Here is a 13,899-nt window from a genome sequence, read left to right on the forward strand (position 1 = left end):
GGCCCGAGCATGACAACTCTCGGAATCATCGGAGCAGGCAACATCGGCAGCCAGGTCGCGCGTGTGGCGGTGGCCAACGGCTATGACGTCGTGATCGCGAACTCGAGAGGGCCGGAGACCTTGGCCGATCTCGTCGCAGAGCTCGGGCCGCGCGCGAAGGCGGCGACGGCGGAGGAGGCGGCCGCCGCGGCCGACGTGGCCGTGGTGACGGTGCCGCTGCACGCGATCGATCAGCTTCCCGCCGCGCAGCTCGCCGGGAAGATCGTGCTGGACACGAACAACTACTACTTCGAGCGCGACGGGCACATCGAGGCCCTCGACAAGGGCGAGACCACCACGTCCGAGCTCGTGCAGGCGCAGCTCCCGGACTCGAAGATCGCCAAGGCGTTCAACCACATCTACGCCGCCGAGATCACCACCGACGGGACGCCGGCCGGTACGCCGAACCGTCGCGCGCTGGCCACGGCCGGGGACGACGCAGAGGCCGTGGCCTTCGTCACCCGCTTCTACGACGAGGCCGGTTTCGACACGGTCAACGTCGGCCCGCTCAGCGAGTCGTGGCGAGTCGAGCGTGACCGTCCGGCGTACGTCATCCGGCAGAACGCGGAAGAGCTGGCGGCGAACGTCGCGCGGGCGAACCGTCTGCCCTGACGCGGCGCGCGCCCCGGTCTGGGATACCAAACTTGGCCAATCCCGGGCCGGGGTGCGACAATGCCCGGATGGCGGGGGCTGTGGGGGTAAGCGGGGAACTCGAGTCGGTCAGGGTCACGAGGATCCTCCGGGATGACATCGTGCTGGGTCGGCGCGCGCCCGGTTCCCGGCTCGTGGAGCGGGATATCGCCGCCGAGCTGAATGTGTCCCGACTCCCGGTGCGGGAAGCCATCCGCACGCTGGTCGCGGAGGGCGTGGTCGTCGCACGGCCCCGGACGTGGGCCGTGGTGCGGGAGTTCACCCATGACGACATCCGCAACTTCGCGGAGGTGCGCGAGGCGATCGAGACCCTCATCTTCGTGTTCGCGGCCGAGCGCCACGACGCGAAAGGGCTCGCCCGGCTGCGCGAGGCGTACGAGCGCGAAGTCGCCGCGGCCCGGGCCGGCGACGCGGAGACCGCCCGGACGGCGGCCGCGGCGTTCCATGAGATCGCCGTCGACCTGGCGGGCAACGAGATGCTCGGCGAGCTCATCGCCGTGTTCCTGACGCGCCTGCGCTGGCTGTTCGGACAGCACGACGATCTGGAGGCGATGGCGGAGGAGCACCGCGTCATCCTCGAGGCCGTCCGCGCGCGCGATGTCGAGGCGCTGCGACGGATCGTGCCCGCGCACCTGGCGAGCGGGCACTCCGCGGCCGAACGGCGGCTGGCGCAGACGGCGACCACCTGAGCCGTCCGTCGGGAGAACGACCCCCGGACGCGCCGCGAGCGGTTGTATCCTTGTCCGGTCGGAGTCGGTCCGGTCTGTTCGCGCTGTCCTGGGGAGCGAGATGCGAAGTCTTGCTGTCGTCGTCGGGGGGATCCTCCTGCTCGGAGGTGCTGCGCTCCTGGTGGTGGCCGATCAGGAGCGCGCCGCCGGTGTCGCCGCCGTGAAGGCGGAGATCGCGCGGATCGAGCAGGTGCTCGCGGAGTCGCAGGCCGAGAACCTCGAACTGGCGGAGCGTCTCACCGCTCTGCGATCGCGCATCGCGGAGCAGGACGCCGAGCTGAACGACACGACGGGCTTCCTGCCGTGAGGCGCCGGGTGCTCGCGGTGACGGTGTCGGCGGCCGTGCTCGTCGCGGCGGCCGCCGTCGCACGATCCGACGCACTGGACCAGGAGCGCGCCGAGGCGGTGGCCGAGCTCTCCGTGCTGGCCGACCAGTCCTACGGCGCCGCACAGCGCACTGACCACCTGTCCGGCGCTGTGGCGCAGGCCGAGCAGGACGCGGAGGATCGGGCTGCCGTGCTGGCGGTACGGCCGGCATTCCTGGAGGAGCTCTCGACGCTGGCCGCCGTCCTCCAGGGTGCGGACGGCAAGGTCGACACGGCGGCACACCTCGCGTCCGCCCGGTCCGCCCAGGAGACCGTGCGCGCCGAGCGCCATGACCCGGACACCGTGGTCGCGGCGACCGCGACGGTGGAGGCGCTCACGCAAAAGGTCGGCACCGAGGTCGCCGGATGGCAGGCGTCGCAGAGTGCCGGCCCCGGCGGGCCCGCATGGACGTCGAGCGGGCCGGACGGCTACGCGCGGGTGCGCGCCGCCCTCGACAGGGTCGGCGGCGGGGGCGTGGGGCTGTACGAGTCGTCGTCGTGCGCGGGCGGCACGGCACCGGCCTGTGCCAACAGCAACGGCTACATCAAGTACCGCGCCGACATCACCGGGTGGAGTGACGGACGCCTGAACTGGGCGATGGCGCATGAGCTGGCCCACATCTATCAGTTCCGCGTCTGGGGCTCCCTCACCTCCTCGGGCGCGTACGGGGCGATGTTCGGTGGCGACCCGGAGTTCCTCGCTAACTGCATGGCCGTGGTCCGCGGCTTCCCGGGGGCGGTGGGCTGCTCCGGCGAGCAGCAGGCCTGGGCCTCGGGGATCTGGGTCGGCGTCGTCGGCTGAGTCGCAGTACGACGCGATGTCGGAGGCCTCCGGCATCCTGATCGGAGCCGTTCCGGCCGAGACTGCGCGGCATCGATACCGGTACGCTCGAGAGAAGGAGGTGCGGGTGGGACGGACTGCGGATGCCATCGCCGAAGGCGTCGCGATCGCGACGGCCGCTGCGCGCCTCGCCGTGAAGAATCACATCCTCATCGGCACCATCGCGGAGGACGGCGTCTTCGACCTCGACAAGTACGTCGAGGATGCGAGGGCTGCCCTCGGGGCGATGGCCGAGGAGTCGGAGGAGGCCGCCGCCACGGTCACCGCCCTGCGCAAGCGCGCCCGCGGCCGGCATTCCGATCCGGTCGGCACGCACGACTACCGTGACCGCGATGTGCGCAATCTCCGGCGGCGGGCCAAGCAGTCGCTCGGCGTCGCGCAGCGTCTGCGCGAGATGATGGACGACCGTGCCCGGCTGGAGAGCATCGTCGAGGAGGCGCGCGCGGCGGCCTGGGCCGACGTGCGGCACAACCTCGACCGCCGGCTGCGCGTCGAGGGCATGCGACCGGATCAGGACCCGGACTACGCGCGCATGCGGGAGGCGCGCATGCAGGCGCTGCGCCTTGTCGATCTCCAGGCGCTCTCGTCGCAGCAGCGGGCCAAGGAGAAGCGGCGGAAGAAACAGGAGAAGGCGGCCGCGAAGGGGGAGTGAGGCTTCGTTTCGCTTTCCGGTCTCGTCTGTTGTAGGCTGGTCGTCGGCCCGCTGAGCGGTAAAGCACCGCGGGTCCTGCGCCTCTAGCTCAATGGATAGAGCATCTGACTACGGATCAGAAGGTTGGGGGTTCGAGTCCCTCGAGGCGCACACTGTGTTGAGACAGTACGAGAACCCCCGTCGCGGAAGCGGCGGGGGTTCTCGCTGTTCCGGGGCGAGTGCTCCGGTCAGAGCAGGCTGGTGATCGCCGGGTCGCGCTCGGCGAGGTCGGCCGCCGTGGCCATGATGGCGGTGCGCATCGCGGCCACCGCGACCGCGGGGGTGACGTCGGAGCGATGGGCGAGACTGATCGTCCGCGACATCGCCGGGTGGGCGAGGCGCGCCGACCGCAGCGCCGGGCGTTCGTAGAGCACCATCGCCGGGACCACTGCGACCCCGACGCCTCGTTCGACGAAGCGGAGCACCGCATCCATCTCCGCACCCTCCAGCGCGAGGGTCGGGGTGAGGTCGGCGGCGCGGAAAGCGGCGTCCATCGCGGCCCGCAGCTCATAACTCTCGTCGAACTGGATGAGCGGGAGGGTGGCGAGGTGCGCGAGGCTCACGGACGGGCCGTGGGTGACCGGAGGTGCGGCCGCCGATGAGATCACCACGAGCTCCTCGGCGAGGAGCGGAACGTGCGTGAGGCTGACCCCCGCGGGCACCGGTCCCTCGGACTGGGTGACGAGGGCGATGTCGACCGCCCCGACCGCGAGCTGCTCGACGAGCAGCCTTGAGCCGCCCTCGGTGAGGTGCAGATCGATGCCGGGGTGGGTGGCATGGAACGAGCTGAGGGCCTCCGCCACGAGGCTGATGCAGAGCGTGGGCGGGGCGCCCAGGCGCACGCGGCCGCGGCGGAGTCCGGCGAGTTCGGCCACCTCGTCGCGGATGGCGTCGGCCTCGGCGAGCATGCGCTGCGCATGGGGGAGGACCGTCTCGCCGGCGGCCGTCAAGGCGATGTGACCGCGCGCGCGATGGAACAGCTCGGCGCCGAGTTCCCTCTCGAGGGTCGAGATCTGACGGCTCAGCGAGGGCTGCGCGAGGTGGAGGTGCTCGGACGCGCGGGTGAAATGGCCGAGGCGAGCCACTTCGACGAACCCGCGGAGCTGCTCGAGGTTCATATCCATAGCGTACCCGCATGGTTTCCAGACGAACTATGCATTGGAGTTATTAGGATCACCTAACTAGCGTCGAGAGCATGAATGCACCCGAACGACAGATCTCCACCACGGTCCTCGTGATCGGCACCGGAGGCTCCGGGCTCCGCGCCGCGATCGAGGTCGCCGAGCACGGCGTCGACGTGCTCGCCGTCGGCAAGCGCCCCCGGCAGGACGCCCACACGTCGCTCGCGGCCGGCGGCATCAACGCGGCCCTCGGCACGATGGACGCCGAGGACAGCTGGCAGCAGCACGCGGCGGACACGATCAAGGAGAGCTACCTCCTCGCCAACCCCCACACCGTCCAGATCGTCACCCAGGGTGCCGAACGCGGCATCCGCGACCTCGAGCGCTGGGGCATGGACTTCGCCCGCGAAGGGGACGGCCGCATCTCGCAGCGCTTCTTCGGCGCGCACACGTACCGCCGCACGGCCTTCGCCGGCGACTACACGGGCCTCGAGATCCAGCGGACGCTGGTCGCCCGCGCGGAGCAGCTCGACGTCCCCATCCTCGACAACGTCTACATCACACGTCTGCTCGTGCGCGACAACGTCGTCTTCGGCGCCTATGGCTTCGACCAGGCGGACGGCACGCGCTACCTCATCCATGCGGACGCCGTGATCCTCGCCGCCGGCGGACACAACCGCATCTGGCGCCGCACGTCGTCGCGCCGCGACGAGAACACCGGAGACTCCTTCCGGCTCGCCGTCGAGGCGGGGGCGCGACTTCGCGATCCGGAGCTGGTGCAGTTCCATCCGTCCGGCATCATCGAGCCCGAGAACGCCGCCGGCACGCTCATCTCCGAGGCCGCGCGCGGGGAGGGCGGCATCCTCCGCAACGCCCTCGGCGAGCGGTTCATGGCGAAGTACGACCCCGAGCGGATGGAGCTGTCGACGCGGGACCGGGTCGCGCTCGCCGCCTACACCGAGATCCAGGAAGGGCGCGGCACCGCGAACGGCGGCGTCTGGCTCGATGTGTCGCACCTGCCCCGCGAGACCATCATGACCCGGCTTCCGCGCGTCTATCAGACGATGATGGAGCTGCAGATGCTCGACATCACGGCGGAGCCGATCGAGATCGCGCCGACCGCGCACTACTCGATGGGCGGAGTGTGGGTGCGGCCGGACGACCACCAGACCGACGTCGACGGGCTGTACGCGATCGGGGAGGCGTCGAGCGGACTCCACGGCGCGAACCGTCTCGGGGGCAACTCCCTCATCGAGCTGCTCGTCTACGGCCGGATCGTCGGTCAGGCCGCGATGGCCCACGCCGCGGGGCTCGACGCCCAGCGCCGGTCGGCCGATGCGGTCGCCGCCGCCCGTGCCGAGATCGACGACCTCCTCGCCGCGGAGGGGCGCGAGAACGTGCGGGCTCTGCAGCGCGCGATCCGCAACCTCATGACGGAGTACGCCGGTGTGGTGCGGTCGGAGGACGGGCTGAACGCCGGCCTCGCCGACCTCGACATGATCGAGGGGCGGATGGAGGACATCGGCATCCACCCGGACATCGCCGGGTTCCAGGACCTCGCGCACGCGTTCGACCTCAAGGCCTCCGCGCTCGCCGCCCGAGCCACGCTGGAGGCGGCGCGGGAGCGGCGGGAGACCCGCGGATGCCACAACCGCAGCGACTTCCCGGACACCGATCCCACGCTGCAGGTGAACCTCGTCTGGTCGCCGACCGCCGGCGTGACCCGCGAGGAGATCCCCGCGATTCCCGACGAGATCGCCGAGCTCATGCGCGACGTCGACACGACCGGCAAGCTCGTCGAGTAGTTCCCCGAGACCCCGGTTTCGCGTCGAGACCCCGCCCTGCACGCATCAGCAGGGCGGGGTCTCGACGATAGTGCGGGGTCTCGGGGCGGGAGTCAGTCGACGCCGAGGCCGACGGCCTCGTGGTCAGGCTCCGGGTCGTCGCGCTTCGGGGCCTTCGGCTCCTCGCCCGGGGCCTTCTCGGTGCTGGGCTCCTCCAGCTCCTCGGTGCTCGGGACCTCGGCCGGGTCCGCGTCCTCGGGGGAGTCCGCCTGCTCCGGCGTCGTCGCCTCGCCCTCCGTGGTGTCGGAGGCCGGGGTCGGGGTGGGGGTCTGCGCCTCGGGCGAGAGATCGTCGTTCGCGGTCGGTTCGGGAGTGCTGTCGGTCATGATCGTCCCTTTCTGCGATGTCGTGCTCTCAGCCTGCCTCCGCCTCTCCGGGAGATGAAGGGCCTTGACGCGGACCCGCCGGCCACGCGGTTAATCGCGGTGAACCGGAATCCCGAACTCGGCGTAGCCTGGAGGGGTGACTGCGTACGTCTCGGCCTTCGACCTCTTCTCCATCGGCGTCGGCCCGTCCAGCTCGCACACCGTCGGACCCATGCGCGCCGCGCTCGACTTCGCGCGGCAGCTGACCGCCTCCGGGGAACTGGACCGTGTCGGCCGCGTCGAGTGCACGCTGTACGGCTCGCTCGGCGCCACAGGGATCGGCCACGGCACCCCGGACGCGGTGGTCGCGGGGCTTCGCGGTCTCGCTCCCGAGACGTGCGATCCGGCGGCCGTCCGTGCGGCGTGGTCCGCGTATCCGGAGGGGGAGCCGCTGCGGATCGACGGCGCCCATGCGGTGCCGTTCCAGAAGGACGACATCGTGTTCGCGCCCCGGACCCGACTCCCCGGCCACCCGAACGCCATGACGCTCATCGCCCGTGATGCCGACGGGACCACCCTGTTCGAGCAGACGTACTACTCGATCGGCGGCGGGTTCATCCGGCGCGAGGGGGAGGAGGCGCACCTCTCGACCGGCGCCTTCCCGCATCCCTATGCCGATGCCGCCTCGCTGCTCGCCCTCTGCGATGAGCATGGCCTGTCCATCGCGGAGGTCGCCCGCCGCAATGAGACGGCACTGCGCAGCGAGGAGGAGGTCGCCGCCGGCCTCGATGCGATCTGGGACGCGATGGCGGGCTGCGTGGACGCCGGCCTGCACGCCGAGGGCGTCCTTCCGGGCATGCTGCAGGTGAAGCGCCGCGCCGGCACGATCCGCGCGCAGCTCGAGGCGGTCGAAGCCGACGGGCACCGGGAGCTCCCCGGCGAGTGGCTCGGGGCGTTCGCGCTCGCGGTGAACGAGGAGAACGCGGCGGGTGGCCGCGTCGTGACGGCACCCACCAACGGCGCGGCGGGCATCCTCCCGGCGGTGGCGATGTACTGGTGGCGCTTCCTCGCCGACTCGGGCCTCGGTGCCGGGAACGCGGTCACGCCGTACGGCGAGCTCGTCGGCAGCGCGCTGCTCGGGTTCGACGGGGCTCCGCCGTCGCCTCCCGCACTCGACGGCGAGGACGCGGAGATCGCGGAGGCCAACCGCCGCCGGGGTATCCGCAGGTTCCTGCTGACGGCCACCGCCCTCGGGTCGCTGTTCAAGGCCAACGCCTCGATCTCCGGCGCCGAGGGCGGGTGTCAAGCCGAGGTCGGCTCCGCGTGCGCGATGGCCGCGGGCGGGCTCACCGCGGTGATGGGCGGCACGAACCGGCAGATCGAGAACGCCGCGGAGATCGCGATGGAGCACCACCTCGGCCTCACGTGCGACCCGATCGGGGGACTCGTGCAGATCCCGTGCATCGAGCGCAACGCGATCGCCGCCTCGACCGCCGTCACCGCCGCCCGCCTCGCGCTCCGCGGCGACGGAAGCCACTACGTCTCGCTGGATGCCGTCGTCGAGACGATGCGCCAGACGGGCCTCGACATGTCGACGAAGTACAAGGAGACCAGCGAGGGTGGTCTGGCGGTGAACGTCATCGAGTGCTGACCTCGCCGGCCCACCCCCTTTCGCGCGCCCCGGCCCGTTGCGTGCGCACGGAGGGGGGTGGCAGGCACACAGAGGGGTGGGTCGACGGAGGAGGGAGAGGCACATGCGGCAGCAGCCGGTCGTCGCGGTGCGGCCGAACGAGGAAGCGCCGATCCCGAACGGGACGTGGCCGACGAACATCCCCGCGGTGGCCCAGGTGCTGCGCGAGGGACTGGATCTCGGGCCGGGAGTGACCTTCCTCGTCGGCGAGAACGGCAGCGGGAAGTCCACCCTCGTCGAGGGCATCGCGATCGCGTACGGTCTCTCCCCGGAAGGCGGGTCCCGCCAGGCGCAGCACCGGACGCGGCCGAGCGAGTCGCCGCTGTCGGATTGGCTGCGCCTCCAGCGCGGCGTCGGGGCGCACCGCTGGGGGTTCTTCCTCCGGGCGGAGACGATGCGTTCGTTCTACACGTATCTCGAGGAGAACCCCTCCCTGCGCGGCGATGTGCCCTTCCATGAGATGAGCCACGGGGAGTCGTTCCTCGCCCTGCTCGACAGCCGCTTCGATGATCCGGGGTTCTACTGCCTGGACGAGCCGGAGGCCGCGCTGTCGTTCCACTCGACTCTCACGCTGATCGCCGTGCTACAGCGCATCGCCGACGAGGGCGGCCAGGTGCTGTGCGCCACGCACTCGCCGGTGCTCGCGGCGCTTCCGGGTGCGGCCATCCTGGAGGTCGGGGAGTGGGGACTCCGCCCGACCGCCTGGGAGGACCTCGAGATCGTGAACCACTGGCGCTCGTTCCTCGGGCAGCCGCAGCGGTATCTCCGGCATCTGCTCGGTGAGTGAGGATCCGCGGAGCCGTAGGCTGGCGGGCATGACCGAACAGAAGGCGCCGAGACGACGCGGGCGCCCGCGCGGCGGCACCGACTCCCGCGAGCGCATCGTGTCCGCGGCCGTCGACGAGTTCGGTGCGCAGGGGTACGACGGCGCGACGGTGCGGTCGATCGCCGCCCGCGCCGGGGTCGACTCCGCGCTCGTCCACCACTACTTCGGCACCAAGGCCGACCTGTTCGCCGAGGCCGCCGGAATACCGCTGCGCCCCGACCTCGACGTCCCCGAGATCCTCGCGGGGCCGAAGGACGAAGCGGGGGCCCGGCTCGTCCGCTATGTGCTCGACGCGTTCGAGAAGCCCGACGTGCGCCGCCGCGGCGTGCTGCTCCTGCGTACGGCGATCGGGAGCAGACTGACGACGCCCCTGCTCGCTGGCTTCCTCTCCCGCGAACTGCTCTCCCGTGTGGCGCGCCGCCTCGACGTGGAGGACGCCGACTTCCGTGCCGCCCTCGTCGCGTCGCAGATCGCCGGCATGCTCATCGGCCGCTACGTCCTGCAGCTTCCCGCGCTCGCCGGCGCCTCCGTCGACGAGCTCGTCGGCCGCGTCGGCCCCACCGTCCAGCGCTACCTCTTCGACTGACCCGCGCCGCGGCGAGAGGCGTTGACGCCCGACGAGGCGAGGCGCATAATTCATCGCATGATGAATAATGCGGCCGTCGAGATCACGCAGCTCCGCGTGCGGCGTGGGGCCGTGTCCGTGTTCGACGCCATCGACCTCGCCGTTCCCCGCGGCCAGATCACAGGTCTCCTCGGCCCCTCCGGGTGCGGCAAGACCACGCTCATGCGGTCGATCGTCGGTGTGCAGCGGATCGCCTCCGGTGACGTGACCGTTCTCGGCGAGCCGGGCGGGTCCCGCCGGCTCCGGCACCGTGTCGCGTACGGCACGCAGGGCGCCTCGGTCTACGGCGATCTCAGCGTGCGGCAGAATCTCGCCTACTTCGCCGCGCTCCTGAAGGCGCCGAAGGGCGACGTCGACCGGGTCATCCAGGAGGTCGGTTTCGACGCGCAGGCGACACAGCTCGTCGATGCGCTGAGCGGCGGCCAGGCGACGCGGGTGTCGCTCGCGACGGCCCTGATCGGCTCCCCGGAGCTCATCGTGCTGGACGAGCCGACCGTCGGACTCGACCCCGTGCTGCGCGCGGAGCTCTGGACCCTGTTCCGCCGGCTGGCCGACCGGGGCGTCACGCTCATCGTGTCGAGTCACGTGATGGACGAGGCGGTGCGCTGCGACCGGCTGCTGCTGATGCGGGAGGGGAGGATCATCGCCGACACGACGCCGTCCGCACTGCTCGCCGACACCGGAACGACCGACGCCGAGGCCGCGTTCCTGGCGCTGATCGAACGGGACAGGGCCGCCGGCACCGCGACCACCAGGCGCGCACGCCGAGAAGCCCAGGAACGCCAGGAGGAGGACGGGACATGAACGGCCGCCGGCTGTTCGCGACCGCCGGCCGCGTGCTCACGCAGCTCCGACACGACCCGCGGTCCATCGCCCTGATGCTCATCGCCCCGAGCCTGCTCGTCGGTCTCTTCGCCTGGCTGTTCAGCGAGCAGGACGGTGTGTTCGACCAGTTCGGCGGTGCCATCCTGGCGCTGTTCCCGTTCATCGTGATGTTCCTCATCACGTCGATCACCACCCTGCGGGAGCGTCGTTCGGGCACGCTTGAACGGCTGATGACCACGCCGCTCGAGAAGGCCGACTTCATCCTCGGCTACGCGCTCGCGTTCGGGTTGATGGCTCTGCTGCAGGCGGTGATCACGGTCTCGTTCGCGGTCGGGGTGTGCGGGCTCGACGTGGACGGGCCGCTGTGGCAGCTGGGTCTCGTCGCGGTGGTCGATGCCCTGCTCGGCACGGCGCTGGGGCTCCTGGCGAGCGCGTTCGCCCAGACCGAGTTCCAGGCGGTGCAGTTCATGCCCTTGCTGGTGTTCCCGCAGATCATCCTCGGCGGTCTGTTCATGCCGCGGGACCAGATGCCCGACGTGCTGTACGCCATCTCCGACTGGCTGCCGCTGAGCTACGCGATCGACACGATCAACGCGGTCGCGGCGGGGGACGACGGTGGGGACGTGTTCGGTCCGCTGCTCATCGTCGTGGCCTTCGCCGTCGGCGCTCTGGTGCTGGCCGCGCTCACGCTGCGGCGGCGCACACGCTGAGCCGGAGTCTTGGCCTGGGTCAGCGCGCGGCGCGGTTCTTGGTGTGCTTCGTCGGCACGGCGGCCCACGGGTCCTCGGGCCACGGGTGCCGGGGGTAGCGGCCGCGCATCTCGGCGCGTACCTGGGCGTAGGGGCCCGACCAGAACGAGGCGAGGTCGTCGGTGACCGCGAGCGGCCGCCCCGCCGGGGACAGCAGATGGAAGAGCACGGGGACGCGGCCGTCCACGAGCCGGGGAGTCTCCGCCCAGCCGAAGCACTCCTGCAGCTTCACCGCCACGACGGGCCGTGCGGTCGCGTCGCCGTCGGGCTCCGGGTAGGTGATGCGTACACGGGAGCCGCTGGGCACCTCGAGCCGCTCCGGGACGAGCGCATCGAGGTGCACGGCCTCGGGCCAGGGCAGCAGACGACGAAGGGCGGATGACAGATCCAGCCGACTCGCGGGCGTGCCGGAGGCGAGAGCGTCGAGCTCCGGTGCCAGCCACACGTCGAGCGATGCGAGCAGACCCGCGTCCGACACATCGGGCCAGGGGTCTCCGAGCTCACGTCGCAGTAGCGCGAGTCGGCGGCGCAGGGCCTCCGCCCCGTCGGACCACGTGAACATGCCGAGGCCATCGCGTCGGAGTGCTCGGCCCACGGCATCCCGGCCTTCCGAGGCCGACGGGCGCACCGGCACCGATGAGCGCACGATCGCACCGATCCGGCGTTCGCGGCGGGCCTGTACGCGGCCTCCGACGAACTCGGCCTCGACGCGGTCGCTCATCAAGGGGCCTGCCGCGCGCTCCACCTGCTCCTCGGTGAAGGCCGTTGCGGCGCGGATGACCGCACCGGAGCCGGCTGCCGTCCGGGACGAGGCTCGGGCGACGTCGGCCACGGCGAGCCATTCCGACGCGGCCAGGGCGCCGCTGACACCGGCCCGGGTGCCGGACGCCAGCAGGAACGTCGCTCCCGATCCCGAGTGCTCGGCGCGGTGGGCGACGCGCTCGGGGAAGGCCAGCGCAATCACGAGACCGACGCCGTCGAGACCGGCGCGGGTGTCCGGTGCCGGAGCGACCAGGCGTTCCAGACGGCGAGCGTCCTCGCGCCACCGCCGGGCCTCGGCCGTGCTCCCTCCGCGCAACGCGACGAGAGCGCGGGCGACATCGGCGTCCGGGATGCGCTGGTCCCCGCCGAGAAGCGCCACGACCTCGGCGGCGAGCCGGCTCCCCACCGCGGGGCTGCCGTCCCGCAGCGCTCTGGCCAACCGGGGATCGGTGGGGATTCGTGCCAGCGCACGGCCCTCTGCCGTGGCGCGCCCGTCGTCGTCGATCGCTCCGAGACCGCGGAGCACCGTGACGGCATCGGCCAGGCTGTCGGCTCGCAGCGGTTCGATCATGCGCAGGCCGGCGCCGCCCGGGGCGCCCCAGCAGGCGAGCAGGAGGGCGGCGTCGGTGAGGTCTGCCGTGGCGATCTCCGGCGACGGCCGCGCAGGAGCGGCAGCATAGGTGCGCTCGTCCACACAGCGGATGACGGTGCCGGGGCCCTGTCGAGTGGCGCGTCCGGCTCGCTGCACGCACGAGGAACGGGAGGCGGCGGTGGTGACCAGACCGGTCATCCCGCGGGCGGCGTCGCGCTGCGGCTGCCGGGCCAGACAGCTGTCCACGACCAGCCGCACACCCGGCACCGTGAGAGACGACTCGGCGAGGGAGGTGGCGACGATGATGCGGGGCCGGGCTTCCGACGCACGACCGCGGATCACGGCGTCCTGCTCCGCCGGCGGGATCTGGCCGTGCAGTTCCCGGACGTCGAAGGCGCTGTTCCGGTCGCGGACTCGTCGCGCGATCTCCGCCACTTCGCGCGCGCCGGGGGCGAACACGAGCACATCGGCTTCGGGATCTTCCCGGACGAGCTCGGCGGCGGCGGTGGCGGTGACACTCGCGACGTGGTCGAGGAAGCCCCGGGTGACTCCGCGTTCGTCGAGGCGGGGCGCGGAACCTGGTGCCCAGCGCTCGGTGAGGGGGAAAGCCGGGACGTCGTGGTCGACGATCGGCGCGGGAGACTCCTCGGTGCCGATGACCGCGGCGATCCGGTCGGCGTCGAGGGTCGCGGACATCGCGATGACGACGAGGTCATCTCGCAGCTCGCGCACCTCGGAGAGCAGGCCGAGGAGAAGGTCGGTCTCGAGGGCACGCTCGTGCACCTCGTCGATGATGACCGCGCTCACGCCGTCGAGTCCGGGGTCGTCGAGCATCCGTCGCAGGAGCACGCCAGCGGTGACGAACTCGACCCTCGTGTCCGGCCCGACAGTGCGCTCGCCGCGGACGGTGAAGCCCACCCGGGAGCCGAGGGGTGTGCCGTCGAGCTGTGCGAGTCGGCGAGCGGCCGCGCGCGCGGCGATCCGGCGCGGCTGGGTGACGATCACGCGTCCGGTGCGGCGTGAGGCGAGGAGCGGCGGGACGAGCGTGGTCTTGCCCGTACCTGGCGGCGCGGTCACGACCACGGATCCGCTCGTGTCGAGGGCGGTGGAGAGGTCGTCGAGGGCGCCCTCGAAAGACAGACCGGCGCCGATGGCGGTGAGGTCGAAGGCGGCGCGGGTCACCCGTCCAGTCTGCCCGGTCATGAGACAGCGGATGCCGCGACCCGATCGGCCGCGGCATCCGCT

Annotated in this window: 14 protein-coding genes and 1 tRNA gene; 12 read left to right on the plus strand and 3 right to left on the minus strand. The window is 71.7% G+C overall.

Features of this window, described 5'->3' with window-relative positions:
- The first annotated feature begins 9 nt into the window (after positions 1 to 9).
- The 6 genes from ACFU8V_RS05255 (at position 10) to ACFU8V_RS05280 (ending at position 3,426) form a co-directional block, all read left to right on the plus strand.
- Entirely contained in the window at positions 10 to 651 is a 642-nt protein-coding gene (locus ACFU8V_RS05255; protein WP_025104552.1) for an NADPH-dependent F420 reductase, read from the plus strand.
- Between the two features lie 68 nt (positions 652 to 719).
- Positions 720 to 1,379: a GntR family transcriptional regulator gene (locus ACFU8V_RS05260; RefSeq protein WP_025104551.1), complete on the plus strand. Its 660-nt coding sequence runs from the start codon at positions 720 to 722 to the stop codon at positions 1,377 to 1,379.
- Positions 1,380 to 1,479: 100 nt separating this feature from the next.
- On the plus strand, positions 1,480 to 1,725 hold the full coding sequence (locus ACFU8V_RS05265) for a hypothetical protein (protein WP_025104550.1): 246 nt from the start codon (positions 1,480 to 1,482) through the stop codon (positions 1,723 to 1,725).
- 8 nt (positions 1,726 to 1,733) lie between these two features.
- On the plus strand, positions 1,734 to 2,585 hold the full coding sequence (locus ACFU8V_RS05270; RefSeq protein ID WP_378869563.1) for a hypothetical protein: 852 nt from the start codon (positions 1,734 to 1,736) through the stop codon (positions 2,583 to 2,585).
- A gap of 106 nt (positions 2,586 to 2,691) precedes the next feature.
- Positions 2,692 to 3,276: a hypothetical protein gene (locus ACFU8V_RS05275; protein ID WP_025104548.1), complete on the plus strand. Its 585-nt coding sequence runs from the start codon at positions 2,692 to 2,694 to the stop codon at positions 3,274 to 3,276.
- A 77-nt stretch (positions 3,277 to 3,353) separates the two neighbouring features.
- Positions 3,354 to 3,426, plus strand: a tRNA-Arg gene (locus ACFU8V_RS05280).
- A gap of 77 nt (positions 3,427 to 3,503) precedes the next feature.
- On the opposite strand, the gene ACFU8V_RS05285 is transcribed toward ACFU8V_RS05280, so the two are convergent.
- Positions 3,504 to 4,439: a LysR family transcriptional regulator gene (locus tag ACFU8V_RS05285; RefSeq protein WP_029989652.1), complete on the minus strand. Its 936-nt coding sequence runs from the start codon at positions 4,437 to 4,439 to the stop codon at positions 3,504 to 3,506.
- Between the two features lie 71 nt (positions 4,440 to 4,510).
- Here ACFU8V_RS05285 and ACFU8V_RS05290 point away from each other — a divergent pair, with 71 nt between their 5' ends.
- Entirely contained in the window at positions 4,511 to 6,241 is a 1,731-nt protein-coding gene (locus ACFU8V_RS05290) for an L-aspartate oxidase (RefSeq protein ID WP_062635576.1), read from the plus strand.
- Between the two features lie 92 nt (positions 6,242 to 6,333).
- Here ACFU8V_RS05290 and ACFU8V_RS05295 read toward each other — a convergent pair whose 3' ends face one another.
- On the minus strand, positions 6,334 to 6,606 hold the full coding sequence (locus ACFU8V_RS05295; protein WP_062635578.1) for a hypothetical protein: 273 nt from the start codon (positions 6,604 to 6,606) through the stop codon (positions 6,334 to 6,336).
- Between the two features lie 136 nt (positions 6,607 to 6,742).
- Here ACFU8V_RS05295 and ACFU8V_RS05300 point away from each other — a divergent pair, with 136 nt between their 5' ends.
- The 5 genes from ACFU8V_RS05300 to ACFU8V_RS05320 all read left to right on the plus strand — a co-directional run bounded on the left by ACFU8V_RS05300 (position 6,743) and on the right by ACFU8V_RS05320 (position 11,261).
- A complete protein-coding gene (locus ACFU8V_RS05300) occupies positions 6,743 to 8,236 on the plus strand; it encodes an L-serine ammonia-lyase, iron-sulfur-dependent, subunit alpha (protein WP_303708510.1) in 1,494 nt (497 codons plus the stop codon).
- A 103-nt stretch (positions 8,237 to 8,339) separates the two neighbouring features.
- On the plus strand, positions 8,340 to 9,062 hold the full coding sequence (locus ACFU8V_RS05305) for an AAA family ATPase (RefSeq protein ID WP_378869570.1): 723 nt from the start codon (positions 8,340 to 8,342) through the stop codon (positions 9,060 to 9,062).
- Between the two features lie 28 nt (positions 9,063 to 9,090).
- The gene (locus ACFU8V_RS05310; RefSeq protein WP_249521746.1) at positions 9,091 to 9,687 is read left to right on the plus strand and encodes a TetR family transcriptional regulator; all 597 of its coding nucleotides are present in this window, start codon (positions 9,091 to 9,093) and stop codon (positions 9,685 to 9,687) included.
- A gap of 57 nt (positions 9,688 to 9,744) precedes the next feature.
- A complete protein-coding gene (locus ACFU8V_RS05315) occupies positions 9,745 to 10,530 on the plus strand; it encodes an ABC transporter ATP-binding protein (RefSeq protein ID WP_338565415.1) in 786 nt (261 codons plus the stop codon).
- Positions 10,527 to 11,261, plus strand: coding sequence for an ABC transporter permease (locus ACFU8V_RS05320; RefSeq protein ID WP_126893472.1), 735 nt, complete (start codon positions 10,527 to 10,529; stop codon positions 11,259 to 11,261). The genes ACFU8V_RS05315 and ACFU8V_RS05320 overlap by 4 nt, the downstream gene beginning before the upstream one ends.
- A gap of 19 nt (positions 11,262 to 11,280) precedes the next feature.
- Here ACFU8V_RS05320 and hrpB read toward each other — a convergent pair whose 3' ends face one another.
- Positions 11,281 to 13,857 (minus strand): ATP-dependent helicase HrpB, encoded by a 2,577-nt coding sequence (gene hrpB / locus ACFU8V_RS05325; RefSeq protein WP_378869575.1) that lies wholly within the window; start codon positions 13,855 to 13,857, stop codon positions 11,281 to 11,283.
- Positions 13,858 to 13,899 lie beyond the last annotated feature (42 nt).

Source organism: Microbacterium sp. NPDC057658 (assembly GCF_042799975.1).
Taxonomy (GTDB): domain Bacteria; phylum Actinomycetota; class Actinomycetes; order Actinomycetales; family Microbacteriaceae; genus Microbacterium.

Coding starts and splice junctions, on each gene's coding strand:
- ACFU8V_RS05255 (WP_025104552.1), top strand. CDS start 10: ATGACAACTCTCGGAATCATCGGAGCAGGCAACATCGGCAGCCAGGTC.
- ACFU8V_RS05260 (WP_025104551.1), top strand. CDS start 720: ATGGCGGGGGCTGTGGGGGTAAGCGGGGAACTCGAGTCGGTCAGGGTC.
- ACFU8V_RS05265 (WP_025104550.1), top strand. CDS start 1,480: ATGCGAAGTCTTGCTGTCGTCGTCGGGGGGATCCTCCTGCTCGGAGGT.
- ACFU8V_RS05285 (WP_029989652.1), bottom strand. CDS start 4,439: ATGGATATGAACCTCGAGCAGCTCCGCGGGTTCGTCGAAGTGGCTCGC.
- ACFU8V_RS05290 (WP_062635576.1), top strand. CDS start 4,511: ATGAATGCACCCGAACGACAGATCTCCACCACGGTCCTCGTGATCGGC.
- ACFU8V_RS05295 (WP_062635578.1), bottom strand. CDS start 6,606: ATGACCGACAGCACTCCCGAACCGACCGCGAACGACGATCTCTCGCCC.
- ACFU8V_RS05305 (WP_378869570.1), top strand. CDS start 8,340: ATGCGGCAGCAGCCGGTCGTCGCGGTGCGGCCGAACGAGGAAGCGCCG.
- ACFU8V_RS05310 (WP_249521746.1), top strand. CDS start 9,091: ATGACCGAACAGAAGGCGCCGAGACGACGCGGGCGCCCGCGCGGCGGC.
- ACFU8V_RS05315 (WP_338565415.1), top strand. CDS start 9,745: ATGATGAATAATGCGGCCGTCGAGATCACGCAGCTCCGCGTGCGGCGT.
- ACFU8V_RS05320 (WP_126893472.1), top strand. CDS start 10,527: ATGAACGGCCGCCGGCTGTTCGCGACCGCCGGCCGCGTGCTCACGCAG.
- hrpB (WP_378869575.1), bottom strand. CDS start 13,857: ATGACCGGGCAGACTGGACGGGTGACCCGCGCCGCCTTCGACCTCACC.